The organism is Methylobacterium brachiatum (assembly GCF_020523825.1).
In the GTDB taxonomy this organism is placed as follows: Bacteria; Pseudomonadota; Alphaproteobacteria; order Rhizobiales; family Beijerinckiaceae; genus Methylobacterium; species Methylobacterium brachiatum.
In genome coordinates this window covers 343,346-366,173 of sequence record NZ_JAJALK010000005.1, presented here as the reverse complement: position 1 = coordinate 366,173, position 22,828 = coordinate 343,346, and the positions used below count along the sequence as shown (strand labels likewise).

The 22,828-nt window shown below is 70.7% G+C and carries 25 protein-coding genes; 4 read left to right on the top strand and 21 right to left on the bottom strand.

Annotated elements, in window-relative coordinates; all coding sequences use genetic code 11:
* Positions 1–93: 93 nt before the first annotated feature.
* The 20 genes from LGR69_RS14585 to LGR69_RS14490 form a co-directional block, all read right to left on the bottom strand.
* Entirely contained in the window at positions 94–315 is a 222-nt protein-coding gene (locus LGR69_RS14585; protein WP_007567504.1) for a hypothetical protein, read from the bottom strand.
* 103 nt (positions 316–418) lie between these two features.
* Positions 419–646, bottom strand: coding sequence for a hypothetical protein (locus LGR69_RS14580; RefSeq protein ID WP_370881363.1), 228 nt, complete (start codon positions 644–646; stop codon positions 419–421).
* A 153-nt stretch (positions 647–799) separates the two neighbouring features.
* Positions 800–1,807: a sensor histidine kinase gene (locus tag LGR69_RS14575; RefSeq protein WP_230366450.1), complete on the bottom strand. Its 1,008-nt coding sequence runs from the start codon at positions 1,805–1,807 to the stop codon at positions 800–802.
* 6 nt (positions 1,808–1,813) lie between these two features.
* Positions 1,814–2,407: a SpoIIE family protein phosphatase gene (locus tag LGR69_RS14570; RefSeq protein ID WP_007567500.1), complete on the bottom strand. Its 594-nt coding sequence runs from the start codon at positions 2,405–2,407 to the stop codon at positions 1,814–1,816.
* The gene (locus LGR69_RS14565; RefSeq protein ID WP_230366449.1) at positions 2,404–2,877 is read right to left on the bottom strand and encodes an anti-sigma regulatory factor; all 474 of its coding nucleotides are present in this window, start codon (positions 2,875–2,877) and stop codon (positions 2,404–2,406) included. Before LGR69_RS14565 ends, LGR69_RS14570 begins: the two co-directional genes overlap by 4 nt.
* Positions 2,874–3,326 carry an ATP-binding protein gene (locus LGR69_RS14560; protein ID WP_230366448.1) on the bottom strand — a complete coding sequence of 151 codons (453 nt, stop codon included), beginning with the start codon at positions 3,324–3,326 and terminating at the stop codon, positions 2,874–2,876. Before LGR69_RS14560 ends, LGR69_RS14565 begins: the two co-directional genes overlap by 4 nt.
* Positions 3,304–3,693, bottom strand: a complete 390-nt coding sequence (locus LGR69_RS14555; RefSeq protein ID WP_007567495.1) for an STAS domain-containing protein — start codon at positions 3,691–3,693, stop codon at positions 3,304–3,306. Before LGR69_RS14555 ends, LGR69_RS14560 begins: the two co-directional genes overlap by 23 nt.
* Positions 3,693–4,544: an STAS domain-containing protein gene (locus LGR69_RS14550; protein WP_007567493.1), complete on the bottom strand. Its 852-nt coding sequence runs from the start codon at positions 4,542–4,544 to the stop codon at positions 3,693–3,695. Before LGR69_RS14550 ends, LGR69_RS14555 begins: the two co-directional genes overlap by 1 nt.
* A gap of 8 nt (positions 4,545–4,552) precedes the next feature.
* Positions 4,553–4,936 carry a response regulator gene (locus LGR69_RS14545; RefSeq protein ID WP_007567491.1) on the bottom strand — a complete coding sequence of 128 codons (384 nt, stop codon included), beginning with the start codon at positions 4,934–4,936 and terminating at the stop codon, positions 4,553–4,555.
* A gap of 95 nt (positions 4,937–5,031) precedes the next feature.
* Entirely contained in the window at positions 5,032–6,294 is a 1,263-nt protein-coding gene (locus tag LGR69_RS32045) for a methyl-accepting chemotaxis protein (protein ID WP_230366447.1), read from the bottom strand.
* A gap of 2 nt (positions 6,295–6,296) precedes the next feature.
* Positions 6,297–6,671 carry a response regulator gene (locus tag LGR69_RS14535; RefSeq protein ID WP_007567488.1) on the bottom strand — a complete coding sequence of 125 codons (375 nt, stop codon included), beginning with the start codon at positions 6,669–6,671 and terminating at the stop codon, positions 6,297–6,299.
* A 9-nt stretch (positions 6,672–6,680) separates the two neighbouring features.
* Positions 6,681–7,475, bottom strand: coding sequence for a ParA family protein (locus LGR69_RS14530; protein ID WP_091861063.1), 795 nt, complete (start codon positions 7,473–7,475; stop codon positions 6,681–6,683).
* On the bottom strand, positions 7,472–7,762 hold the full coding sequence (locus tag LGR69_RS14525) for a hypothetical protein (protein ID WP_230366446.1): 291 nt from the start codon (positions 7,760–7,762) through the stop codon (positions 7,472–7,474). The genes LGR69_RS14530 and LGR69_RS14525 overlap by 4 nt, the downstream gene beginning before the upstream one ends.
* Positions 7,762–10,395 (bottom strand): chemotaxis protein CheA, encoded by a 2,634-nt coding sequence (locus tag LGR69_RS14520; RefSeq protein ID WP_230366445.1) that lies wholly within the window; start codon positions 10,393–10,395, stop codon positions 7,762–7,764. The genes LGR69_RS14525 and LGR69_RS14520 overlap by 1 nt, the downstream gene beginning before the upstream one ends.
* Positions 10,392–10,769, bottom strand: a complete 378-nt coding sequence (locus LGR69_RS14515; RefSeq protein WP_007567482.1) for a response regulator — start codon at positions 10,767–10,769, stop codon at positions 10,392–10,394. Before LGR69_RS14515 ends, LGR69_RS14520 begins: the two co-directional genes overlap by 4 nt.
* 13 nt (positions 10,770–10,782) lie before the next feature.
* Positions 10,783–11,652, bottom strand: a complete 870-nt coding sequence (locus LGR69_RS14510) for a CheR family methyltransferase (protein ID WP_230366444.1) — start codon at positions 11,650–11,652, stop codon at positions 10,783–10,785.
* On the bottom strand, positions 11,652–12,269 hold the full coding sequence (locus LGR69_RS32040) for a HEAT repeat domain-containing protein (protein WP_091861351.1): 618 nt from the start codon (positions 12,267–12,269) through the stop codon (positions 11,652–11,654). Before LGR69_RS32040 ends, LGR69_RS14510 begins: the two co-directional genes overlap by 1 nt.
* Positions 12,259–13,365: a chemotaxis-specific protein-glutamate methyltransferase CheB gene (cheB, locus tag LGR69_RS14500; protein WP_230366443.1), complete on the bottom strand. Its 1,107-nt coding sequence runs from the start codon at positions 13,363–13,365 to the stop codon at positions 12,259–12,261. The genes LGR69_RS32040 and cheB overlap by 11 nt, the downstream gene beginning before the upstream one ends.
* 40 nt (positions 13,366–13,405) lie before the next feature.
* Positions 13,406–15,004: a chemotaxis protein CheW gene (locus LGR69_RS14495; protein ID WP_230366442.1), complete on the bottom strand. Its 1,599-nt coding sequence runs from the start codon at positions 15,002–15,004 to the stop codon at positions 13,406–13,408.
* Between the two features lie 31 nt (positions 15,005–15,035).
* Positions 15,036–16,967, bottom strand: a complete 1,932-nt coding sequence (locus tag LGR69_RS14490) for a methyl-accepting chemotaxis protein (protein WP_230366441.1) — start codon at positions 16,965–16,967, stop codon at positions 15,036–15,038.
* Between the two features lie 685 nt (positions 16,968–17,652).
* Between LGR69_RS14490 and LGR69_RS14485 the strand changes: the two genes are divergently transcribed.
* Positions 17,653–18,633: a PAS domain-containing protein gene (locus LGR69_RS14485; protein WP_230366440.1), complete on the top strand. Its 981-nt coding sequence runs from the start codon at positions 17,653–17,655 to the stop codon at positions 18,631–18,633.
* Positions 18,634–18,650: 17 nt separating this feature from the next.
* Here LGR69_RS14485 and LGR69_RS14480 read toward each other — a convergent pair whose 3' ends face one another.
* A complete protein-coding gene (locus LGR69_RS14480) occupies positions 18,651–20,834 on the bottom strand; it encodes a TonB-dependent receptor (protein WP_230366439.1) in 2,184 nt (727 codons plus the stop codon).
* A gap of 431 nt (positions 20,835–21,265) precedes the next feature.
* Here LGR69_RS14480 and LGR69_RS14475 point away from each other — a divergent pair, with 431 nt between their 5' ends.
* From LGR69_RS14475 to LGR69_RS14465, 3 genes are all read left to right on the top strand, one after another.
* Positions 21,266–21,424 carry a hypothetical protein gene (locus tag LGR69_RS14475; protein ID WP_163006137.1) on the top strand — a complete coding sequence of 53 codons (159 nt, stop codon included), beginning with the start codon at positions 21,266–21,268 and terminating at the stop codon, positions 21,422–21,424.
* A 276-nt stretch (positions 21,425–21,700) separates the two neighbouring features.
* On the top strand, positions 21,701–21,913 hold the full coding sequence (gene hemP / locus LGR69_RS14470) for a hemin uptake protein HemP (protein WP_007567467.1): 213 nt from the start codon (positions 21,701–21,703) through the stop codon (positions 21,911–21,913).
* Positions 21,910–22,791, top strand: a complete 882-nt coding sequence (locus tag LGR69_RS14465; protein ID WP_230366438.1) for a heme/hemin ABC transporter substrate-binding protein — start codon at positions 21,910–21,912, stop codon at positions 22,789–22,791. Before hemP ends, LGR69_RS14465 begins: the two co-directional genes overlap by 4 nt.
* The last annotated feature ends 37 nt before the right edge of the window (positions 22,792–22,828 follow it).

The following is a 22,828-nucleotide window of genomic DNA, read 5'->3' as shown; positions in this document are numbered from 1 at the left end:
TTCGGCGCGGTCTTAGAGCCTCCCGGCGGCTCTGTCCCGCCCCCGGCCGTCGCAGCGGCGCAATTCGGGCCGGCCGCGGTCCTTGTCCGCCCCTCACCGGTTGTTCAGGAGCGACCGGGCGAGGAGGTGGAGGGTCGCGCCGAGGCCGAGCGCGCAGGTCGTGACCACCAGGACCTGGAGCCCGCTGATGCCGGGCCGCGGGCCGAAGCTGTAGGCTAGCAGCGAGCCGCAGGACCCGGCCGAGACGACGCCGGACGCGATGGTGTTGAGCCACGTCGCGGAGAGGCGGCGCCGTTCATCGTTGATGTCGCCCATGGCCGGCTCCCGTCGCGGGCGAGGTCTGGTTTATTGTCATAGGAAAGGAATTATTACCAGAAGTTGTGACCCGCCGCAAGGGCCTGAGCCGAGCCCGCCGCCGTCAGGTCGCCCCGGTCCGGCAGCGGGCATAGCCGCGGGAGATCAGCCGGCTCTGCTGCGCCGCGCGCCGCTCCACCGCGTCGAGATCGGTGAGTGCATCGGTGATCGCCGCCACCAGGGCGTTCCAGGCATCGCCCCGCGCGGCGCGGTGATAGGCCAGCGCGATCGCCTCCGCCTCGGTGAGCCGAATCTCCGGGGGCGGTTCGTGCGGATGTGCGAGCATGGCCATTCCGTTCCAGTGAGAACATATGGCGAACAAAGCGCGGAAGCGGCCCCGGTTCAACCCATCCGGCGCCGCCGGTCCGGATTCCGGTGGAGGGCTGTTGATCGATTCCCGAAAGCGCAATCCCGGCGCGGGCTTACCGCGCCCGCCCGGATCGCGTCAGCCGGCATGGACCGGCAGCAGCAGGGTGACGGTGGTTCCGCGCCCGGGCTCCGAGTCCAGCTGCAGGTCGCCCGACCAGCCGACCACGATGCTGCGGACGATGGCGAGCCCCAGGCCGGTGCCCTGGCCGGTCGCCTTGGTGGTGAAATACGGGTCGAGGGCGCGGGCCGCGACGGCGGCGGACATGCCCTGGCCGTCATCGATCACCCGGAGCCGCATTCGCGGCTGCGCCCCGCCGGCCGCCCGATCGCCGTCGATCCGGTCGACCTCCACCCGCATCCGCGTCGCCCCGGCCTGCACGGCGTTCTGGAGCAGGTTCAGCAGGATCTGGGTCAGCTCGCCCTGGAGGGCCAGGACCTCGGTGTCCCGGTCCCGGATTGCCACCGCGAACGGCTCGCGCAGCATCGGCCGGATGAAGGTGCAGGCGGTCGCGACCGCGGCCCCGAAGGCCAGGCGCTGGGGCGCGATCGTCTCGCGCCGGACATAGCCCAGGATGCCCTGGATGACGCCGACCGCCTGGATCGCGCAGGCCTCCACGGTTTCGAGGTCGGCCCGCTCGGGCAGCCGTCCCTCGGCGAGATCGGCCAGCATGATCTCGGTCATGCCGCGCACGGGCTGGAGCAGGTTGTTGAGCTCGTGCGCCACCGAGCCGACGAACTGGCCCAGCGTCTCCAGGCGCTGGCGGTCCCGCTCGGTCCGGTCGCGCTCCTGCTGCCGATGCTGCTCGAGCAGGTCGATCTTGGTCCGGTAGGCCACCGCCGCCGAGACCATCAGGGCGCTCAGGCAGGCCGACATGCGCCGGATGATCTCCGGCCGGTTGATCGGCACGCCCTGGTCCGACAGGGCCAGCGCCGCACCCTCATGCAGCCCGGCGATCTCGTCGAGGGAGATGTCGTCGGTGATCGCCAGGCGGCCGAGTTCCTCGATGTCGAGGAGCGGCGCCTCGTCCGCGGTGGCGACGTAGCGCGCCATGCCGTCGGTGTAGCGCAGCAGGAGGTTTCGCATGCGGCCTCACGCCCGGAAGGCGACGCACAGGACGCCGCAATCGTCGCTCTGGCGTCCGTGGCTGGCCATCAGGTCCGCGGCGAGCCGCTCGGGATCGGCGCGCGCCGCATCCGGCTCCAGGTCCACCGGCCGGAGCCCGTCGGTCCACAGGACCAGGATGTCGGCGGCGGTGAACGGGACGACCAGGGGCTTGAGCGGGCGCAGGCCCGCCCCGACGATCCCCGGCATGCCGTCGAACCGCAGAGTCCGGGCGGCGAACAGCGCGCCCTGGATGTTGCCGACGGCGGCCGTGGTGATGGTCCTGGCGGCGGGATCGATGCGCACCAGGGCCGCCGCGGCGCCGCGGGTGTGGCGCATGGCCCGGTCGGCGGTGGCGAGCCGCTGGGCCGGCTCGAGTCCCACCTGGCCCTCGACCAAAGCGAGCAGGCTCCGGGCGGCGTGATGGGCGTCCGGCCCGTGCCCGAGGCCGTCGACGATGCAGGCGAAGGTCGCGTCCCCCTCCTGCCACCAGGCCACCAGGTCGCCGCAGGCGGTCTCGCCGGGATAGACCCGTGTGGCCGCGGCGATCCGGGGGATCGGGATCACCGGATCCGGGCTCACGGCCGCCGCACCTGGCAGACGATGCGGGTCCCTTCCCCGACCCGGGTGGTGATCGTGAAGCTATCGACCAGGCGGCGCGTCCCCGGGAGGCCGCAGCCCAGGCCGCCGCGGGTCGAGAAGCCGTCCTCCATGGCGAGGGCGAGATCGGGGATCCCCGGGCCGTCATCCTCGGCCACGAGCTCGATCACGGACGCGTCGGGCGTATCCTGCGCGGTCAGGCGGATCAGCCCGCCGCGCGTGGTGTGGAGGACGAGGTTCATGGCGAGTTCGGAGACCGCCGTGGCCAGGCCGTGCGCCCGCACGGTGCTGAAGCCGTGGCGCAGGGCGAGCCGGCGCGCCTCCTGGCGCACCTCGGCGGCGTCGATCTCGCTCGTGACCCGCAGCACCACGACGTCCGGCCCTACGACGTCCGGCCCCGGGATGGCCGGCCCGAGGACGGCCGGGTCCGGGAAGCCCGGCGACCGGCTCATCGCCGCCTCGTCATGCCGGCCCGGACCAGGGTGTGGCCCGGACAGGTCTCGATCGTCAGGTCGTCCATCAACTTGTGCACCGCGGCGAGGCCGAGGCCGAGGCCGCCCCCGGTCGAGTATCCGCGCGTCAGCGCGCCGGCGACGTTGGCGATCCCCGGCCCGCTATCCTCGACCTCGATCACGATGCTCCGCTCCCGGGCCGTCAGCCGGGTCAGCACCCGGCACGCGCCGCCGCCGGCATAGATCAGGGCGTTGCGGGTGAGTTCGGAGACCACGGTGGCCAGGCGGGTCTGATCGACGGTGCCGAAGCCGATCGCCGCGGCGGCGCCGCGGCTCGCCTGGCGTGCCCGCAGGATGTCGTCCTGAGCCCGGATGTCCACGACGGCCCGGGTCTCGTCGCCCGGCGGCGGCTCCGGTTCGGAGCGATCAGGCGGTCGGAACTTCGTCATGGCGACCTCCGCGGGAAGCCACCATCCGACCGACCTTGGCCACCCCGCCTTCGAGATCGAAGGCGGTCTCCATGTCGATCATGTCCCGGCCCATCTCCACGAGCGTCAGGGCCACGGCCGGCTGCATGCCGGCCAGGACCGCGACGCCCCCCATGATCTTCACCATCTTGGCCGTCTCCGAGAGGATCCGGGCCATGTACGAATCCACGACGTCGGCCGCCGTGATGTCGATCACGAGACCGTCGGCCTTGCCGGCCTGGATCAGCGCCAGGGCGTCGATCTGGAGGTCCATCACCTGCTGGTCGGTCAGGTCGGCCGGCAGGGAGGTGAGGAGGACGCGGCCGAGCCGGAGGATGGGAACGCGCATCAGAGCATCGTCTCGTGCGCGCCCTTGGCATGCGGGCCGAGAAGCCGGAAGGCCTCGGCCAGGCCCGCCCGCAGCGTCCCCCGGGTGATCATGTTGGACAGATCCACGTCGAGCTTCACGAGGGTCTGGGCCGCGTCCGGGCTGATGCCGGTCACGATCACCTGGGAGCCGAGCAGGCGCGCGGCCTCGACGGTCTTGGTCAGGTGCAGGGCGACGCGGCTGTCGATCAGCGGCACGCCGGTCACGTCGAGGATCGCGATCCGCGCCTCCTCCCGGGAGAGCGCCTCCAGCAGCCACTCCATCACCTGACGGGCGCGCTGCGTGTCGATGATCCCGACGAGCGGCATCAGGATGATGTTGCGCCAGATCGGCAGGGCCGGGGTCGCCAGGTCCAGCAGCGCCCGGCCCTGGCGCTTGATGATCTCCTCGCGGGTCTCGACGAAGGCCGCGAAGGTGATGAGGGCGAGCCGGTCCACCACCGCGTCGAGGGCGGTGCGCATCCTGTAGAGCTCGGTCGCCTTGGCGCTGGTCTCGCGATCCAGCATCTCGCCCGCGATCGTCTTCAGCGACAGGATCAGCGTGGCGGTCTCCATCGGCGTCAGCCCGTCGCGGACGCAGGCGGCGCTGATCGTGGCGGCCTGCTCCTCCACGGCCTTGAAGGCGGGCCCGGCGCCGTCGCCGTCGTCCAAGAGGAAATAGGCCGTGAGCTTCTCGACCAGGGTGCCCAGCTCGAGCTTGAGCAGCTGGAGCGAGCCCGGCTGCGCCCCCGGCGCGGTGTCGCGCAGCTTGGCGAGCCACGCGTCGAGGACGCCCGCCCGGTTCTGTTGGAGGATCTGTCCGACGCCGTGCATATGTTCGATCACTCCTTGGCGTCCGATGGGGCGAGGGCGGAGATGGCGGCCAGGAGTTCCTGCATGCCGACCGGTTTCATCAGCACGCGGTCGGCCCCGACGCGCGCGGCCTCCTCCATCGAGAAGAGCTGCGGTGCCCGCGGGGCGCCCCCGGTGATCGCGATGATCGGCAGGCCGGGCTTGTGCGCCTTGACCCAGCCGATCAGCGTCAGCCCGTCCCGCCCGGGCATCCAGAGGTCGGTGACGAGGATGTCGAACGGGCGGCTGCCCAACAGGGCCTCCGCCTCGGCGGCGGACCCGCATTCCTCGACCCTGTGCCGGCCCCGCTCCAGAAACCGCCGGACCGTCATCCGCACGACGGCCACGTCATCCGTCAGGAGGACCGATGCCATAGATCAATCCTCCTGTCATGAATTCTGAAAGTGTGCATCACAAGCCTGACGTTCAGGGCAGATGCATCTGGTAGAATGCGATGTTTCAAAATTCTCTAAAACAACTCGATATCATTATTTTGTTTTGCCGCGCTTCTCGGGGGTGACGGTCCCTCGGAAAGTGCAATTTCTGCAAATGATCTAGCGTCGGGCCAAGATTTCGTCAAGGGATTCGACAGATCCAGTGCGTGAAGATGCGTGCGGGCGGCGGCAAAAATACCTTCCAGATGCTGCAGGCGCTGGCGCGTGACGTCCTGAAACTGGATCGATCCGATGAGCCGGACGATCGGCTGGGCGATGCGGGCGCTCTCTTCCTGGACCTTCACCAGCGTGTCCCGCTGGTGGGCGACCAGGCGCTCCATGTTCTCCGTCAGGCTGGCGATCGCCGAGGCGATCTTCATCAGCTCCCCGCGCTCGCTCTCGACCCGGTCGGTCACCAGGCTGGCGAAATTCTCGCGGATGGAGACGCGCAGGCTGGCGAGATCCTGGGCGATGCGGGTCGCGGTCCCCGCGGAGGCGCTCGAGAGCTCCTTGACCTCCCTCGCCACCACGGCGAAGCCCGCGCCGGCCTTCTCGGCCCGGGCCGCCTCGATCGTCGCGTTCAGGGCGAGCAGGTTGGTCTGGCGGGCGATGGCCTGCACGCCGTCGGTCGCCCGGGTGAGCTGGGCGGTGGCGACGTCGAGCTCGTCGAGGCGCTGCCGGCAGGTCACCACGTCCTCGTCGCGGCGGACCAGGAAGTCGCCGATCAGCTGGCGATTCTCGGTGAGCTGCTGGTCGGTCTGGTCGACGATCTCGACCACCCGGGTGTTGGAGCCGGACAGATCCAGGAAGGCGAGCAGCTCGCTCATGGCGCCGTCGACCTCCCGCAGGCTGGTCATGATGTCGTAGGCGGCGGCCTCGGTCTCGGTGGTGACCGAGGCCGTGTCGGTGGCGGCGCGCTCGAACAGGCGGTCGTAGACCGCGAGATGGTCGGCCAGGGTGGCCTGGATCTCGGCCGGAATCTCGGCCGGGACCGCTGCGTGCCCCGTCGCCGGTCCGGTCGCCTCTTGCGCGCCGGGATCGTCCTGCCGCGATTCCGCTTGCGGCGCCTCCGCGGGCGCCCGGTGCGCCGGCGCCTCCGGGCTCGGCGACGGGCGGCTCAGCACCGCCGAGACCCAGCTCGCCCCCCAGTTCGCCGCGAAGCCGAGGACCGCCAGGGCGGCGACGCCCGGCACGGGCCCGAACGCCACCGTGCCGGCGCCGGCGAGCACCAGGGCCGACAGCCCGGCGCAGAGCGGTCCGGACCATCGGAGCGCGAGGGGGGGAGGGGCCCAGGCCACGATCAGGCTCCGGGGACCAGCTGGCGGATCACCTTGAGCAGGGCATCCGGGTCCACCGGCTTGACGATCCAGCCCGTGGCACCCGCCGATTTCGCCTCGTTGCGCTTGTCCTGCTGGGACTCGGTGGTCAGCATCAGGATCGGGATGAACTGCAGGCCCGGGAGCTTGCGCACCCGGCGGATCAGCTCGATGCCGTTCATCGCCCCCATGTTGAGGTCGGTGATCAGCAGGTTGGGCTTGGTGCCGCCCTGCAGCGTCGTGACGGCTTCCTCGCCGCTCGCCGCCTTGACGACGCCGAGGCCGGCCTTGCTCAGGATGCCCTCGATGCTCATCAGCATGGTCGGGGAATCGTCGACAATCATGATCGTCGTGGCCAAGAGGGTCTCCTAGGACGGTGCGTGGGATGCGGGGGCCGTGTCGGCCTGCCAGACGGCGGTGAGCTCGTCGGTCAGCAGGGCGTAATCGGCGGCGCCGCGGCTGGAGGGCGCGTAGTCCCGGATGGGTTTACGGGCGGCGAAGGCCTCCGCGAGGCGGATGTCGGTCCGGATGCCGGTGAGCACGCGCTCGATCCCGAATTCCCGGGCGACGTCCTGCATCGTCTCGCGGTGGTGGTTGGTATGCACGTTGAGCATCACCGGAAGCAGGCCGACCACCGTCAGGTCGCTGTTGACCGTGGTGGCGATGCGGAAGAACAGCCGGGCCAACTGGCGCACGCCCTCGGCCGACAGGGCGTGCGGGATCATCGGGACCAGGACGCCATCGGCAGCGGCCAGCGCATTGACCAGGATCATGTCCAGCGAGGGCGGCGTGTCGACGATCACGAGGTCGAACCGCGCCGCGATCTCCGGGCCGCGCAGGCAGCGCTGCAGAGCCGAGACGCTGCGGTCCACGACCGTCATCCCGTCGAACAGCTGGTCGGCGGGGGCGACCGAGACGCCCGCGAAGGCGGTGGGCCGGATCGCCGCCTGCAGGTCGAAATCCGGGCTCGTGAAGATGTGGTGGGCGGTCGGCGCGTCGCGCTCCGGCACGATGCCGAAGCCGAGGCCGGCATGCCCCTGGGTGTCCAGGTCGACCAGCAGCGTGCGCCGGCCGCGGGCGCCGCACTCGGCCGCCAGGTTGACCGAGGTCGTGGACTTGCCGCTGCCGCCCTTCCGGTTCGAGATGGCCAGGATCGTGGTCAAGCGGCCGCTCCGGAGGCCGGCGGGGCGGAGCGCTGCAGGGCGGCCTGCCGGGACGCCTCGAGGAACGGCATGACGAGCCCGGCCAGCGCCGGGTCGGCGGGCGGCGCGAGGGTGGCCGGCCGCGCGGCGGCCAGGACCTGCAGGATGGCGGTGTGCAGCCCCTGGCACTTGGTCAGCACGACCTTGTGGGCGCCCGGCCTGCGCAGGGCCTCCAGAAGCGGCAGGGCCTCCTCGACGGTGCAATGCCCTTCGAGGTGGATGGTCTTTCGGGCGATCCGGATGGCCATCACAGCAGCTCCCTGAGATCGAGCACGAGGAGGACCCGGCCGTCCCCCAGGAGGGTCGTGCCGGCATAGCCGCCGATGCCCGCAAGCACGCCCTCCAGGGGCTTGAGGATCACGTCCATCCCCTCCCGGAAGTTGTCGATGATCAGGCCGACCCGCCGGCCGTTGACGTGGCAGACCAGCACGGCGGCGTCGGCCTCGCCCCGGGGCTGCTCGGGCAGGTGCAGCAGCCGCGACAGCCGCAGCAGCGGGATGATCGTCTCGCGCAGCACGAAGGTCTCGGCCTTCTTGATCATGCGGATGCGCTCGCGGGGCACCCGCACGGTCTCGACGATCATGTCCATCGGCACGCCGTAGAGGCTGCCGGCGGTCTCCACGATCATGATCCGGGTGACCGCCATGCTGAGCGGCAGGGCCAGGCGCGTCGTCGTCCCCTCGCCGAGGCGGGAGCTCACCGAGACCTGGCCGCCGAGCTTCTCCACGGTGGTCAGCACCACATCCATCCCGACCCCGCGGCCGGACAGGTCCGAGACTTCCAGCGCCGTCGAGAAGCCCGGGCGGTAGATCAGGTTGATCGCCTCCTGGTCGGAGAGGCGGTCCGCCTCCTCCTGGCCGACCACGCCCTTGGCGACCGCGGCCGCGCGGATCCGGGCCGGATCGATGCCGCGGCCGTTGTCCTGGACCTCGATGACGACGCTGTCGGCCTCCTGGCGGGCCTTCAGGAGGAGGCGCGCGGTGGCGGGCTTGCCGGCCGCCCGGCGCTCCTCCGGCGCCTCGATCCCGTGATCCAGGGAGTTGCGGACGATGTGCAGCAGCGGGTCGCCCAGGGCCTCAATGATGGTCTTGTCCGCGGCCGTGTCCTCACCCTCGAGGACGAGGTCGATCCGCTTGCCGAGCTTGCGCGCGAGGTCGCGCACCAGCCTGGGGAACCGGTCGAAGATCTCGGCCACCGGCAGCATGCGGACCTGCATGATCGCGCCCTGCATCTCCTGGGCGAGCCGGTCGATGACCGCGTATTGCTCCTTGATCTCGCGGGACATCTCGCGCGAGGCGTAGGTCTCCTCCGCGCGCTTGGCGAGGAACGGCAGGGCGTTCTTCGAGACGACCAGCTCGCCGATCAGGTTCATCAGCAGGTCGATCTTCGCCTGATCGACCTTCAGGGACTTGGCGGCCAGGCGCCCCTCCGGCTCCTTGCCGGCGACCGGAACCGACGCGGCGTCCTCGGCGAAGCCCTGCGGCAGCGCCTCGGCCGGCGCCGGCGCGGCCTCCACCCGCTGGAGCGGGGCGCCGTCCAGCACGGCGGACAGGGCGCTCAGCACCGGTGCGACCGAGCGGGTCTCCCGGGCCTCGTCGAGCGCCGCCCGGATCGCCCCCCGCTCGGCGTCGCGGCCGAGGCTGAGAAGCACGTTGCCCACCACGGTGCCGACCGAGGCGAGGCGCTCCGCGTCGTAGCCCGTGCGCTCCAGCGCCCGCTGCTGGCTGGTGAGGACGGTGCGGGCGAGGTCCTCCCGCGGGTCGGCGGCCTGCGAAGCCGGCTGCTGCGCCGGGGCCTCGCCGGCGGGACACGGGTCGGCCGGGGCCGGATCGAACCGGCCGGTCCCGGCGGCCGCCACCAGAGCCGCCACGAGATCCCGATCGGGCTCGCCCGCCGAGAGGGCGACCTCCAGCCAGTCCAGAGCCTGGCGGCGCCAGAGGGTCGGCCCGGCGACGCTGCGCAGGGCCGCCACGGCCTTGCGCAGATCGTCGTGGTGCCCGGCGTCGAGGAACGCCGAGGCCGCCGCGCGGAAATCGTCCCAGATCGGCCCGTCGCTGGCCGCGCCTTCGATGCGCACGAGGTCCCGGGCCCGCACGGGGGCGATGGTGACCCGGTCGAGCTCGTAGCGCATCGCCTGCTCGATCTCGGGCCGGGGCGCGGTGCTCAGCAGGGCGAAGTGCAGGTTGCACTGGTAGGGGTCGAGATCCTCCAGCGGCCCCCAGGGCTGGTCCGCCGCGATGTCGAGGGCGAGCGCACCGGGGACCTGCTGGATCGCCTGCAGAGGATCGGTACCGTTGAAGAAGCAGCCCGGCTCCGGCGCGTAGAGCACCAAGTGGACCGTCTCGCCCCCGCAGGCGCGCCGGAACGCGTCCAGGCAGGCGGGGGCGGGCAGCCGGGCCAGGAGCGCCGGCGGGAGCGTCGCGGCGGCGTCACCCGGCGCCGGATCCGTGCCGGGCAGCGCGTCGGCCGGCTCCCCGCCGGGGGCGTCGTCCGGCGTGCCCAGCCGCTGGCGCAGGAGCGTGGACATCCGGTGCGCGACCGCGTCCGCATCCGTCGGCAGGACCGCGCGCCGCTCCAGCTCGTCGATCCACTGGCCGACCTGGTCGAGGCTGTCGAGCAGCATGTCGACCAGGGCGGAATCGATCTGGAGCGCGTCGGACCGGACCTCCCCGAGGAGATCCTCGGCGGCGTGGACCAGCCGGGTCAGGGCCAGCGCGTCGAACAGGCCGGACGAGCCCTTGATCGTGTGGACCGCCCGGAACACCTCGTTGATCGCGGTCTCGTCCGTCGGGTTGCGCTCCAGCTTCAGCAGGCCGCTCGCGGAGACCTGCAGCAACTCGCGCGCCTCCGGGATGAACCGGGCCAGCAGGGGGTTGGTCATGCCTGCGCACCCGTCAGCAGGCGCGCGGTCTCGACCAGCAGCACGGGGTCGGCCGGCTTGACGATGTAGAAGTTGGCCCCGACCGCGTAGGCCCGGCTCGCATCCGCGTCCTTGGCCTCGGTGCTGATCGTGACCACGGGGATCGCCTGGAGCGACGGCTCGCGGCGGATGCGCGTCACCAGCTCGTAGCCGTCCATCTTGGGCATGTTGATGTCGACGATCATCAGGTCGAAGCCGCCGAGCAGCGCCTTCTCCAGGCCCTCGACCCCGTTGGCGGCCTCCTCGACGACGAACCCGGCCCGGCCGAGCACGTCCTGATAGAACATCCGCATCGTGATGCCGTCTTCGACGACGAGTATTCGTTTGCCGGACATGCCCGCCTCAATCCTAATCGATCGGTCTTTGGTAGACGATCGTGTCGCCGAACTTGCGCGGCAGGAACATCGACGACATGCGGCTCATGCTCTCGGAATGGCCCAGGCAGATGAAGCCGCCCGGGGTCAGGCATTCGTAGAGCGCTTCGACCGCGGCGCGTCGGGACGTATCATCGAAATAGATCAGCAGGTTACGGCAGAAGATCACGTCCATCGCCCGGTAGCGATGCATGTGGATCGGGTCCGACAGGTTGGCGATCGAGAAATCGATGGAGCTGCGCAGCTCCTCGTGGATCTCGAACTGGTCCTCGCCGACCGACCGGAAATACTTCTTGCGCAGCTCCGGCGACAGCCGCTGCAGGGAGCGGTTGCCGTAGATCCCCTTGCGGGCATCGGCGAGCACCCGGGAATCGATGTCCGACCCGGTGATCTCGATGTCGAACTCGTCCGCCCGGGACCAGTTTTCGAGGATCTGGATCGCGATCGAGTACGGCTCCTCGCCGGTCGAGCACGGCATCGACCAGATCCGCAGCGTCCCGCCGGGCCGGCGCGTCCGGGTGATCTCCGGCAGGATGCCCCGCACCAGGGCGTCGAACTGGTAATCCTCGCGGAAGAAGTAGGTCTCGTTGACCGTCATCAGGTTGACGAGATGCTGCAGCTCCTCGCCCGAGGCCTGGAAGCGCAACAGGGTGAAATACGACTTGAAGCTGTCGCTCCCGGTCTTGGCGATCCGCTCCAGAAGCCGCTTCTCGACGAAATACTCCTTCTTGCCGCTGAACGAGATGCCCGTGCGGCGGTAGAAATATTCGTAGAACTTCTCGTACTCCTCCTCGGTGACCTGGATCGCCGGGGCGGTCTGGCCGAGGGAACGGGGCGGCTGCATCACGACCCTCCGATCCGGCGGATCGCCGCGGCGGCCGCGAAGCGGATGAACGGCACTTCGGGGAAGCGCGCGGCCAGGGCCTGGAGCGGCGCGATCGCGCGCTCGTTGCCGATCTCGGCCAGGCCGTCGACCGCCGCGGCGCAGACGTTGATATGCGCCTCGCGCGCCACGACCTCGGCCAGCCAGTCCGGCGCCTTCGGGTGCGGCAGCAGGCTCAGCATGTTCACCGCCAGGATGCGGACGTCGCTGTCGGGATCGGCCAGCAGGTCGGCGACATGCGGCTCGACCTCCATGGGCATCTCCTGGAGCGCCTCGATCGCGGCGTTGCGCAGGGCGCTGTCCTCGCTGCGCAGCAGCGGCAGCAGGCCCTCCACCACGGCAGGCGACTTGAGGCGGATCAGGGTCGTCAGGATGACGGCCCGGACGCTGGCGGCCGGCTCGCGCGCGAGATGCGCGCAGAGCAGCGGCCCGGCCTCCGGGAACGCGCCGAGTTCCCGGGCGGCCCGACGGCGCTCGCCGGCCTCCGGGGCGGCGAGGGCGGCCTTGAGCCCGGCGAGATCCGCGTGCGGCGCCTCGGCCTCGGTCTTCGGCGGAGCGGTCGGCTTCTTAAGTCCCACGGCGGCGTCCCCCGGCCAGAGCCCCGGCCTCCGGGGCACCGAGCCACCCGATAAGCTGCTCTGCGATCGCGTCGCTCGGCAGGACCACGCTGGCCCCGCCGCGCTTGATCAGTTCCTGCGGCATCCCGAAGACGACGCTCGTCTCCTCGTCCTGCGCGATGGTCAGGCCGCCGCCGGCGCGCAGCCGGGCCATGGCCTCGGCGCCGTCGTCGCCCATGCCGGTGAGCTGCACGGCGATCAGCCGGTTGGCCGGGAGCAGGGCGAGCGCGCTCTCGACCATGCGGGCGACGCTCGGATGCCAGATATGCGTGTCGCTCTGCGGCAGCGGCGTCGCGGAATAGCCGATGCCGCGGCGGGTCACGACGAGGTCGGCATCCCCCTTGGCGATGTAGACCGTGCCGGGCTCGATCGGCATCTGCCGGGCGACCTCCACCACCGAGACCGCGCAGAGGTCGTTCAGCCGCCGGGCGAAGACCCCGGTGAAGCTGCTCGGCATGTGCTGGGCGACCAGGATTGGCCAGGGGAAGTCCGCCGGCAGGCGCGGCAGGATGTCCTCCAGCACCCCGGGGCCGCCCGTGGACACGCCGACCAGCACCAGCCCGGGGCGACCGCCCGTGAAGGAGACCTGGGCCGACGGCGGCGGCGGGGCGGGACGGCGGCGCTGGGCGGCCAGGCGCCCGCGCAGGCCGGTGCTGCGGCGGACCCGGGTGGTCGCGGCGCTGCGGACCTTCAGCAGCAGCTCGCGGTGGATCCGGTCGATCGACAGGGAGATCGTGCCGCCGGGCTTCTGGACGAAATCGACCGCCCCGAGGCTCAGCGCCTGCAGGGTCGTCTCGGCGCCCTCCTCGGTCAGCGACGAGACCATCACCACCGGCCGCGGATCCTCGCTCATGATCCGCGACAGGCAGGTGATCCCGTCCATCTCCGGCATGTTGACGTCGAGGGTGATCACGTGCGGATCGAAGCTCTGGAGCGCCTCCAGCACCTCGACGCCGTTGCGGGCCGTCTGGACCGTGAAGCCGCCCGCCGCTTCGAGGAGCTGCGTGAGGTGCCTGCGCATCAAGGCGGAATCGTCGGCCACGAGGGCGCGGATCATGCGGGGTCTCGCCAGGGTGACGGGGTGACGGGGCGCAGGCTCAATGGGTCGTGAGCCGGACGGCGGCGGCTTCCTGCGTGTCGAGGAGCTGCATCGTGTCGAGCAGCAGCACCATGCGCTTCTGGCTCTCCAGGTTGGCGACCCGGCGGATCAGGCGCTGCTGCGCGTCCGAGAGGTTGGGCGCGTCGCCGATCGCCTTGGCCGAGATCCGCATCACCTCGGAGACCGAGTCGACGATGAAGCCGGTCCGGACGCCGCGGACGGTGAAGACCATGATCCGCTGCCGGTCGTTGCGCTCCGCCTCGGCGAGGTTGAAGCGGCGGCGCTGGTCGACCACCGGCAGGACGACGCCGCGCAGGTTGATCACCCCCTCCACGAAGGACGGCGCCTTGGGGATGCGGGTCAGCTCGTCCGGGACGCGGACGATCTCCTGCACCGCCTCGATCGGCACGCCGTATTCCTCGCCCATCAGCCGGAACACGACGAACTGCTCCTCGTCGGCGGCGTCCTGGCGCTCGTCCCCATCCTGTCGTCCCTCGGCCCGCATGCCCTCGTCCTCCGTGGCGGCCAGCTTGCGCAGCGCGCTGGTGTCGAACATCTTTTCGACCGACAGGACGGAGACGAGGCGCCGCCCCTCCTGCAGCCGGCAGATCGCCTGGATCTCGTCCATGCCGCCGTCCTGCGACAGCAGCGCCGGCATCGGCTCGACGAGGCTGCGGCTGACCCGCAGCACCTCCTTGACGCTGTCCATCACGACGCCGACCGACAGGGTCCCGCCCTCGCCGAGGGACACCACCACGACCTTGTTGGTCTCGGTGAATGCCTTGGCCTCGAGGCCGAACATCTCGCGCAGCGATACGAGCGGCAGCAGGCGGTTGCGCAGGGTGATGACCCCGAGCACGTGGGGCGGCGCGTTCGGGACGTGGGTCAGGCGCTCGGGCAGCTGCACGATCTCCTGCACCCGCTCGATCGGGAAGGCGTATTCCTGCCCCGCCACCTCGAAGCTCACGAGCTGGTCCTCGTCGGCCTCGACCTCGGCCCGGGCGGAGGAATCCGCGTCGGCGGCCTGGACCTGGCCGGCGGCCCGGCGGACCTTCGCGGCGATCTGGCTGAACTCGCGGCTCACCAGCTGGGCCGCGTCCAGGATCATCACCATCGAGCGGCCGTCGTCGCCCTTGATCATCCCGGTCAGGAGCGCGGTGTCGACGCTGCCCTCGATCGCCGAGGTCGGCTCGATCCGGTCGGGATCGACGGTGACAACATTGGCCATCCGGTCGACCACGAGGCCGATCGGATTGCCCTGGTCGAGCACGACGACCCGGGTGGCGTCGTCGTTCAGCACCGGCGGGAAGGCGAACACGTCCCGCAGGTTCAGCACCGGCAGGACCGTGCCCCGCAGGTTGGCGAGCCCCAGCAGCGAGGCGGGGCTGAACGGCACCCGCACCACCTCGGGGATCCGGATGATCTCCTGCACGTCGGCCAGCGCGACGGCGAACATCTCCGTCTCGACGTGGAAGATCACGAACTGACGGGCCTCGCTGCGGTCGTCCGCGTGGTCGAGCCGTGCGGCGGCCTCCGCCGGATCGGGCGTGAACCCGGGATCCGGCGCCTGCACCGCCTGAGCTGCTGCGTCTGCCATGGTCGGTCTTTCGCTCTCCGGGCGGTTCGGCTCAGGCGGCCTGGAGCTCGTCGGCGAGCGAGGCGATCTCCTCGATCGCGGCGGCGAGCTGCTCGGCGCCCTTGCCCTGCTCGGCGGCGGCGGTCCCGGCCTCGGCGGAGGTCCGCGCCGCCTGCTGGGCCGCGGCGGCGACCTGCTCGATGGCCGTCTGGACCTCCTGGACCATGCGGACGATGCCGCCGGCGCCGGTCAGGATCTCCCGGTTGCCGCCCAGCACCTCGTCCATGTCCTTGATCACGGCGTCGAAGTTCCGGGAGATGGCGAGGCTCTTCTCGACCTCGTTGGCGGCGCCGTCGGCGATCTCCTGGATATCGCCGCGCACGAACACGATCGTGTCCTGGATGGTCTTGACCGTGTCCTTGATCCGCTCGGCGTTCTCGGCGGAATCCCGGGCGAGGTTGCGGATATCGGTCGAGACCACCGCGAACCCCTTGCCGAACTCGCCGGCGCGGGCCGCCTCGACCGAGCCGTTGACCGCCAGCATGTTGGTCTGGATCGAGACCGTGGTGATCGCGTCGACGATCTTGTCGATGCGCCGGCTGACCTGCTCGAGCGCGGCGACCTGATCGCGGCTCACGCGGCCCGCCTCGACGGATTTCTCCAGGCCGTCGATCATCGCGTCGACCAGCCCCTTGTTCTCGTTCAGCATCTCCGCGATCGCCTGCGCCTTCTCCACGGCGGCGCCCGCCAGATCCTGGGTCACCTGGGCGCGCCGCTCGATCTGCGCGATCGCGGCCGAGGATTGCTGGGTCGCGGCCGATTGCTGCTGCGCGCCCTTGGTGATCTGGTCGAGGGCGATCGTGACCTGGCCGGCGGCGCGGTTGATCTCCTCGACGGCGCTGGACAGCTCCTCCGCCGCGGAGGCGACCTCCTCGGCGCTCTTGCCGATATTGGTGCTGTTCTTCAGCTCCTCGGCGAGGCCGGACAGCTCCTGGGCGGCGTCCTCGCTCTGCGACAGCGCCGTGGTCTGCTGCTCGACCATCTTGCCGGCCTCCTGGCAGGCCGCGCTCTGCTCCTCGGCCGCGGCCGCGATGATCTCGGCGCCCTTCTGCGCCTCGGTGGCGGCGGTGGCCGATTCGTCGGCCGCGCGGGCCAGGTCGCCGCAGCCCGCGATGATCTCGGCCATGTCGGTGCGCACCCGGTCGAGCTGGGTGGTGACCGCCCGGCCGGTCTCGACCTGGGAGCGGGCCGAGATCGCCGACTGGCTGATCCCGTCGGCCGCGACCTTCACGTCGGCCTGGATCTGCGCCACGAGCGCCTGGATGTCGCGGGCGGATTTCTCGCTGGTCTCGGCCAGGGTGCGGACCTCGTCGGCGACCACCGCGAAGCCCTTGCCGTGCTGGCCGGCCCGGGCCGCCTCGATGGCGGCGTTGAGCGCCAGCAGGTTGGTCTGGTCGGCGATGCGGGCGACCGCCTTCACGATCTCGCCGATGGCGCTGGCCTGCCGGTCGAGCTCCTCGACCAGCTTCACCGACGCCTCCTGGCGCGCGGACGCCTTGGTGATCGCCGCAACAGACGTGTCGATCTGCGCCGCGGTCTGGACGACGAGATCGGACAGGGCCTCGGTCTTGCGCAGGGACGTGGTGGCGTTCTCCTTGGCGGCCTGGATCAGGACCGCCCCCTGGTTCACCGCCTTCATGGTCTCCTGCGCGGCGCCCGCCGCCTCCTCGGCGCCGACGCCGATCTGCTCGGAGGCCTTGCGCAGTTCCTCGGCCGCGGCCGCCGCCTCGGCGATCCCGCTGGACAGCTCGGCGGTGGCCGAGGCGATCCGCTCGGCGGCCTTCTGCTGGCGCGCGAAGGTCCGGGCCTTGCGCTTCTCCGCCTCGGCGACGAGGTGCGACCGGCCCATGGGGGCCGAAACACTCTCCCGCGGGGCGGTCGCCGCCGGCATGGTGTGGATGGCGGATTTCTTCGCAAGAGCCATGTGTCGACGCCTTCAGTCGGGTGCAGAGGATGTCCCACCGCTCGGGAGAGGCGGGTGTGTTGGTATTCAGATGAACCGTTGGTCGAGAAGCTTGTTTTCGATCCTGTCAGGGATGTGCTTAGATGATGTGCTATAGAAAACCGCGGATCACTACGTCATATGAATATACTATGACAGACATAGACTAATGAGATCATAATCTTTATACAAACGCGGCCACGTCACAAGTTTTTTTCTGAGAGAAATCTGCTCAGCATGAGCGTAAAATTTTCCGGATCGACCGAACTTGATCAGAATCGGTTCACTTTGCCGGACGGCCGGTTCGGGATCTTGGCGACGGCCTGGACGGGATCCAAAACTTTAAGTAGACGGCGCGCCATGCGAGCCTGGGCGGCGTCGGCCAAGCCGCGTGCCCGGCCTGCGGCGGATGGGGCGCCCGGCGCCATGTCGGCACCGCAGCGAAGCACTGCTCAGCTTGACCTAGCGAAGGCGGCCGCCGCTGCGTTACAAGATCCGGGGATGGAATACTGTCCGACGGAAAACAGTGCGGATTGGATATAGATCTTTATAGCGCCGGCTCCGATCGTCATGTGCTCAGTTTGAGTTCGTTTAGATGCAGCATGATCAAATTTCAGCGTTCGATAATGATAATATCGTAGAGGGAATTCCTCTCTCGTCTTATCAGATGCTGAAGCTGGTCGAGGAGCGGGGCGGGGTCGGCTTCTGGTCGTTCGATATCGCGACCCGCCGCCTCTGGGGGTCCCAGGGCTTCCATCGGGTGACCGGGCTTCCGCTCGCGGACGATCTGCGCAGCCTGTTCCGCCGGCTGATCCATCCCGACGACCAGGCCGGGCAAGCGGACCTCTGGGACCTGATCCAGCTCGGCCATGCGGTCGACCGGGAATTCCGGATCATCCGGCCCGACCACACGGTCCGCTGGGTCGCCCTGAAGACCGACGTCGTGCTCGGACCCGATGCGCGGCCCGCGCGCACGGACGGCGTCCTGCTCGACACCACGGCGCCGCGCGAGGCCCGGGAGATCACGGCCTGGATGCAGGGCCGCCAGACCGGCGTCCTGCGGGCGGTCACCGGCGCGACCTGGTCGGCCCATCCCGCCGGGGAGATCGAGATGGCGGCCGGCTGGGAACAGCTGACCGGGCAGAGCGCCGCCGAGATGGCGGGGCTCGGCTGGCTCGACGCGCTTCATCCCGACGACCGCCGGTCCGCCCTGGCCGCCTGGCAGGCGGCCCGGACCACCGGCACGCCCTACCGTGCGGAGTATCGCATCCGCGGCGCGGACGGGACGTATCGCCGGTTCAGCAGCCGGGGCGCGGCGCAGACCGAGCCCGACGGATCCGTGCGCGAATGGTTCGGCCTCGTGCTCGCGGTCCCGGAGGACGCGCGCGACGCGGTGCCGGATGCCGCGCTCGGGCCGCTGATCCGCGGCGCCCGGGCGGTCATCGGCTGGTCGATCCAGGACCTCGCGGCGGCCTCGGGGGTCTCGGGCTCCAGCGTCCGCCGGATGGAGGAGTTCGGCGAGAGCCCGCGTCCGCGGATCCGGCAGGCGGTGCGGCAGACCTTCGAGAGCGCCGGGATCCGGTTCTCCGCGATCGGCGCCGACCGGATCGCCATCGAGATCGACCTCCGGCGCTTCCCGCGGAGCTAGGCCGGGCGCGCTGGGTTTCAGAAATCCGCCGTCAGGGAGGCCAGTAAGGTCCGCGGCGTGCCGTAGCTCAGCGCATTGTAGCCCGTGGACGCCCAATAGCGGGCCCCGGCCGCATTCTCGACGTTGAACCGGGCCGTCAGCGGCGTGCCGTTCACCGTGAAGCTGTGGCGGATGCCGAGGTCGAGGCGGGTCCAGTCCGGGATCGTCTGGGTGTTGGCCTGATCGTAATACTGGGACGCCGTGTAGATCACCCGGCCCGTCAGGGTCACACCCGGCAGCATCCAGGCCGGAAGGTCCACTTCACCGCCGAGATTGGCCTGCAGGCCGGGCACGCCGGGGGCGACATGGCCGTCGTAGGCCCGCCCCGCGGTCTTGCTCAGCCGCCCGTCGATGAGGGTCAGGCCCGCCAGCACCCGGACGCCCTCCGCGGGCGCGCCGAACACGGCCAGGTCGATGCCCTGGTTGTGCTGCTCGCCGTTCAGGCTGAAGACAAAGGTTCGGGGATCGAGGACCCCGGACGGCTGCGCGATCTCGAAGAACGCCAGGGTCACCCCGACGGGGTCGAGATCGAGCTTGGCGCCCGTCTCGATCTGGCTGGTTCGGACCGGCGGGAAGGTCGCGCCGGCATTGACCGCGCTGCCGGGCGGGTTTGGCCCGAAGCCGAACCCTTCCGCGTAGCTGGCATAGAGGGACAGCCTGTCCCACGGCTTGACGATCAGCGCCGTCATCGGGGTCGCGGCCGACTTGTCGTAGCGGGACGAGAAGCCGCCGCCGGGCAGGGCGAGGTCGCGCGTCACGGCCTGGAAGCGGCCGCCGGCCATGAGCTCGACGCGCCCGTCGAGGATCGAGGCGGTGTCGGTGACGGCGAGGCCGTCCAGCTCCGACAGGGTCGTCACATTCGGGCGCGGCACGGGCCGGGATGGCCGGGCGACGAGAATGGGCGCGTACAGGGCGGAGCGGACTTGCTGCGGCCCGAGGGCGGTGGCGAACGGCTCGTCCATCGCGTAGTGCGTCGCCACCACGGCGACCGAATGCCGGATCGGCCCGGTGTCGATCCGGGCCCGCAGGCCGACCTCGCCCGTCCATTGCCGGTTGTCGGCCGATACGGTCCGGATCTGTTGCCGCAGCCTGCCGGCGGCGTCCGTGATCGTCGACTGCGTCCGGAAGAAGTCGCGGGTCGCCAGCGAGCCGCCGACGGCGCCGAACAGCGTCGCGTCCGGGGCGAGGTCGTATTCCGCGCGCAGCACCCCGAATCCGTGCTCGATGTCGGATCGCTCCCAAGGCTGCTGCACGTTCAGGGTCAGCCTGGGGGCCCGGGGGATCCGGACGCCCGGGAGAACGGTGAGGCCGTTGCTCTCGGCGTCGAGATCGAGGTGCTGGTAGCCGGCATCGAGGCTGAGCCTGAGGGCCTCGCCGCGGACGTCGAGGCCCAGCGACAGGAAGCCGAGGCCCAGGTTCTGGCGATCGATCGGCGTCGCCCCGTTCCGGTAGGCGCCGTTGATCCGGACGCCGACCGCGTCGCCGTCCCCGAAGCGCCGCCCGACATCGAAGGTCCCGCCGGCATGGCCGGTGGAGAGATACTGGGCGCTCACCCGCGTCAGCGGTGTCGCGGCGGCGCGCTTCGGGACGAGGTTGATCACGCCCACGGCGCTGCCGGAGGGCGGGAAGCCGTACAGGAAGGCCCCGGGGCCGCTCAGGATCTCGACCCGCTCGATCCCCTCGACCGCGGGCCGGTAGGTGTTCGTGATGCCGTAGAGGCCGTCGAAGGCGTAGTCCCGGGAGTTCACGAAGAAGCCGCGGATGAAGCTGCTCGGTTGCGAGCCGAAGGGCGGCTGCTGGTCGCGCACGGACGGGTTGTTCGCGAAGACGTCGGCCAGCGTCTGGGCCTGCTGGTTGCGGATCAGTTCCTCGGTGTAGTTCGACTGGGTGAACGGCGTATCGAACACGCTGCGGTTGCCCAGGAACCCGAGGCGCCCGCCGCTCGCGACCTGGCCGCCGGCGAACGGGGCCGGCGCCCGGCCGATCGTGCCGGTCGGCGGTGGCAGGCCGGGATCCCGCGCGGCCCCGTCGCGGGATTCCACCGAGAGCTCGTCGAGCGTCACGGCCTGCGGGGCCGCGCGGGCCGGGTCCTGCGCCAACGCCCGGCCGATCGCGACGGCGGACAATCCGGCCGCCAGCGCCGGCATGAGCAGGCCGCGCATCGGGTGCATCCAAGATGCCCGGTCCCGGCGGGGCGGGCAGCGGATGGTCCGAGCGGTCAAAGTCATGGGTCCGATTGTTTGGAGGAACGGTCCCGTCATCCTAGGAATTGAAAACAACGTTCGCAAATGATTCCCAAAAGTTTGGAATTAATCCAATCCAGCACATCAATCTGTAGTATCGGTTTGTTGAAAAATCCGACTTGTGCTTGGTGGCGGCCGAGATCGGCGGCGCCGATGGCATGTAAACGCGCAGCGCGCGGGCGCGTATCTTCGCCTACGCTCGAAAGCCGATGCCCCGAGGCCGGCACGACCGGGCCATCGGTCCCGCGCCGCAAAATCCGCGTGGACCGTTCGTTAAGGCCGGCGCTGCATCCTTATCCGGACCGAAACCGTTGCGCGTGTCCGAAGTCCGGCCGCTGGAGGCGCCTGTCATGACCATCCTGAGCGTCCTCTGCCTCGTCACCGGCGCGACCCTGGCGGGCATCGCCCCGAAGCGGTCGGTCCAGCAGGCGGCCCTGGAGAGCGCGGGCGGCAGCCTGATCGTGCTCGGGCTCGTCATCATCGGCGCCGGCCTGCCCCTGTTCGGCTGAGGCCGCCGCGGACCCGGCACACCGGACCGGTTTTCGCGGCCGAGACCGGCGGATCGACCGACCAGCGTCGCCCGTCATGCCCGGCGGTGCAGTCTTCCCCCGCCCCGGCGACGACGGAGCGCAGCGAAGATCAATCTGACTAGACTGGATCTGCGCAAGGTTATCCCGACGGGGTCGGCTCTGGTATTTGCCGCAGATCGCCCCTATGGTTCGGCCTCTGCCACGTGTCTTTGTATTTCGAAGTGTTACAAAGAACGAATCTGAGGCTTCCTGAAGATGTCCGGTCTGGACGGGGATGAGAACCGGGTTGCGCGCGCCGACGGTCGCGGGGATCCGCATCTGGCGCTCCGCGCCTTGGCTTCGGAGCGGGACGAGGAGATCGTGTCGGCGAGCCTCCTGCGAGGCCGCCGCGAGATCGTCATCCGGCATGCCGGCCAGCGGTACCGGCTCCGCATCACCGCCAACGACAAGCTGATCCTGACCAAATGACGATCGCCCCCGCCTGGTCGCGCCGTTCCCTCCTGGCCGCCGCCGCCGCCGTGGCGCTCGCCCCCCGCGGAGCCGCCGCCGCGGCGAAGGCCGCCCGGATCGCCGCCCTGGGGGGCGCCGTCACCGAGATCCTGTACCGGATCGGCGCCGGCCCGCGGATCGTGGCGGTGGACACCACCAGCCTCTATCCGCCCGAGGCCCTGCGCGAGAAGCCGAATGTCGGCTACCTGCGGGCGCTCTCGGCCGAGGGCCTGCTCGCCTGCGGGCCCGATCTGGTGATCGCCGCCGACGGCGCCGGCCCGCCCGCCGTGCTGGCGCAACTGCGCGAGGCCGGCCTGCGGGTCGAGACCGTCGCCGAGCCGCCGAGCCCGGAGGGCGTCCTCGACAAGATCGCCGTGATCGGGCGCCTCGCCGGCCTCGAGACGGAGGCCGATTCCCTCGCCGCCGAGGTGCGCGCCCGCTTCGCCGAGGTCGCGGCCCGCCGCGCCCGGATCGAGAGGCCGGCCCGGGCGATCGTGGTCCTGTCCCTGCAGGGCGGGCGCACGGTGGTGGGCGGCACCGGCTCCACCGCGGACGGCATGCTGGCGCTCGCCGGCATCACCAACGCGGCCGCCGGCGTCTCCGGGTTCAAGCCGATGACCGACGAGGCCATCGTGGCCGCCGCCCCCGACGCGGTGGTGATGATGCAGAACGGCCCGGAGCCGCCCAGGCCCGAGACGATCTTCGCCCCCGACACCGCCCTGGGCCGGACCCCGGCCGGCGCGCAGCGCCGCCTGATCGCCATGGACGGCCTCTACCTCCTGGGCTTCGGGCCGCGCACGCCCCAGGCCGCGATCGAGCTGATGCGTGCGGTCTATCCGGGCCTGCCGGGTGAGTGAGCTTTTCTTTGACGACGGTTGCCCCCATCTCGACCCC

Bases quoted from the DNA above. Each gene is read 5' to 3' on its own strand.
- LGR69_RS14465 (WP_230366438.1), top strand. From the start codon at position 21,910: ATGACGATCGCCCCCGCCTGGTCGCGCCGTTCCCTCCTGGCCGCCGCC.
- LGR69_RS14550 (WP_007567493.1), bottom strand. From the start codon at position 4,544: ATGCACGGCGTCGGACAGATCCTCCAACAGAACCGGGCGGGCGTCCTC.
- hemP (WP_007567467.1), top strand. From the start codon at position 21,701: ATGTCCGGTCTGGACGGGGATGAGAACCGGGTTGCGCGCGCCGACGGT.
- LGR69_RS14580 (WP_370881363.1), bottom strand. From the start codon at position 646: ATGGCCATGCTCGCACATCCGCACGAACCGCCCCCGGAGATTCGGCTC.
- cheB (WP_230366443.1), bottom strand. From the start codon at position 13,365: ATGATCCGCGCCCTCGTGGCCGACGATTCCGCCTTGATGCGCAGGCAC.
- LGR69_RS14490 (WP_230366441.1), bottom strand. From the start codon at position 16,967: ATGGCTCTTGCGAAGAAATCCGCCATCCACACCATGCCGGCGGCGACC.
- LGR69_RS14510 (WP_230366444.1), bottom strand. From the start codon at position 11,652: ATGCAGCCGCCCCGTTCCCTCGGCCAGACCGCCCCGGCGATCCAGGTC.
- LGR69_RS14475 (WP_163006137.1), top strand. From the start codon at position 21,266: ATGACCATCCTGAGCGTCCTCTGCCTCGTCACCGGCGCGACCCTGGCG.
- LGR69_RS14525 (WP_230366446.1), bottom strand. From the start codon at position 7,762: ATGGCCATCCGGATCGCCCGAAAGACCATCCACCTCGAAGGGCATTGC.
- LGR69_RS14495 (WP_230366442.1), bottom strand. From the start codon at position 15,004: ATGGCAGACGCAGCAGCTCAGGCGGTGCAGGCGCCGGATCCCGGGTTC.
- LGR69_RS14485 (WP_230366440.1), top strand. From the start codon at position 17,653: ATGCTGAAGCTGGTCGAGGAGCGGGGCGGGGTCGGCTTCTGGTCGTTC.
- LGR69_RS14555 (WP_007567495.1), bottom strand. From the start codon at position 3,693: ATGCGCGTTCCCATCCTCCGGCTCGGCCGCGTCCTCCTCACCTCCCTG.
- LGR69_RS14545 (WP_007567491.1), bottom strand. From the start codon at position 4,936: ATGGCATCGGTCCTCCTGACGGATGACGTGGCCGTCGTGCGGATGACG.
- LGR69_RS14520 (WP_230366445.1), bottom strand. From the start codon at position 10,395: ATGACCAACCCCCTGCTGGCCCGGTTCATCCCGGAGGCGCGCGAGTTG.
- LGR69_RS14480 (WP_230366439.1), bottom strand. From the start codon at position 20,834: ATGCGCGGCCTGCTCATGCCGGCGCTGGCGGCCGGATTGTCCGCCGTC.
- LGR69_RS14585 (WP_007567504.1), bottom strand. From the start codon at position 315: ATGGGCGACATCAACGATGAACGGCGCCGCCTCTCCGCGACGTGGCTC.
- LGR69_RS14560 (WP_230366448.1), bottom strand. From the start codon at position 3,326: ATGACGAAGTTCCGACCGCCTGATCGCTCCGAACCGGAGCCGCCGCCG.
- LGR69_RS14565 (WP_230366449.1), bottom strand. From the start codon at position 2,877: ATGAGCCGGTCGCCGGGCTTCCCGGACCCGGCCGTCCTCGGGCCGGCC.
- LGR69_RS14515 (WP_007567482.1), bottom strand. From the start codon at position 10,769: ATGTCCGGCAAACGAATACTCGTCGTCGAAGACGGCATCACGATGCGG.
- LGR69_RS14575 (WP_230366450.1), bottom strand. From the start codon at position 1,807: ATGCGAAACCTCCTGCTGCGCTACACCGACGGCATGGCGCGCTACGTC.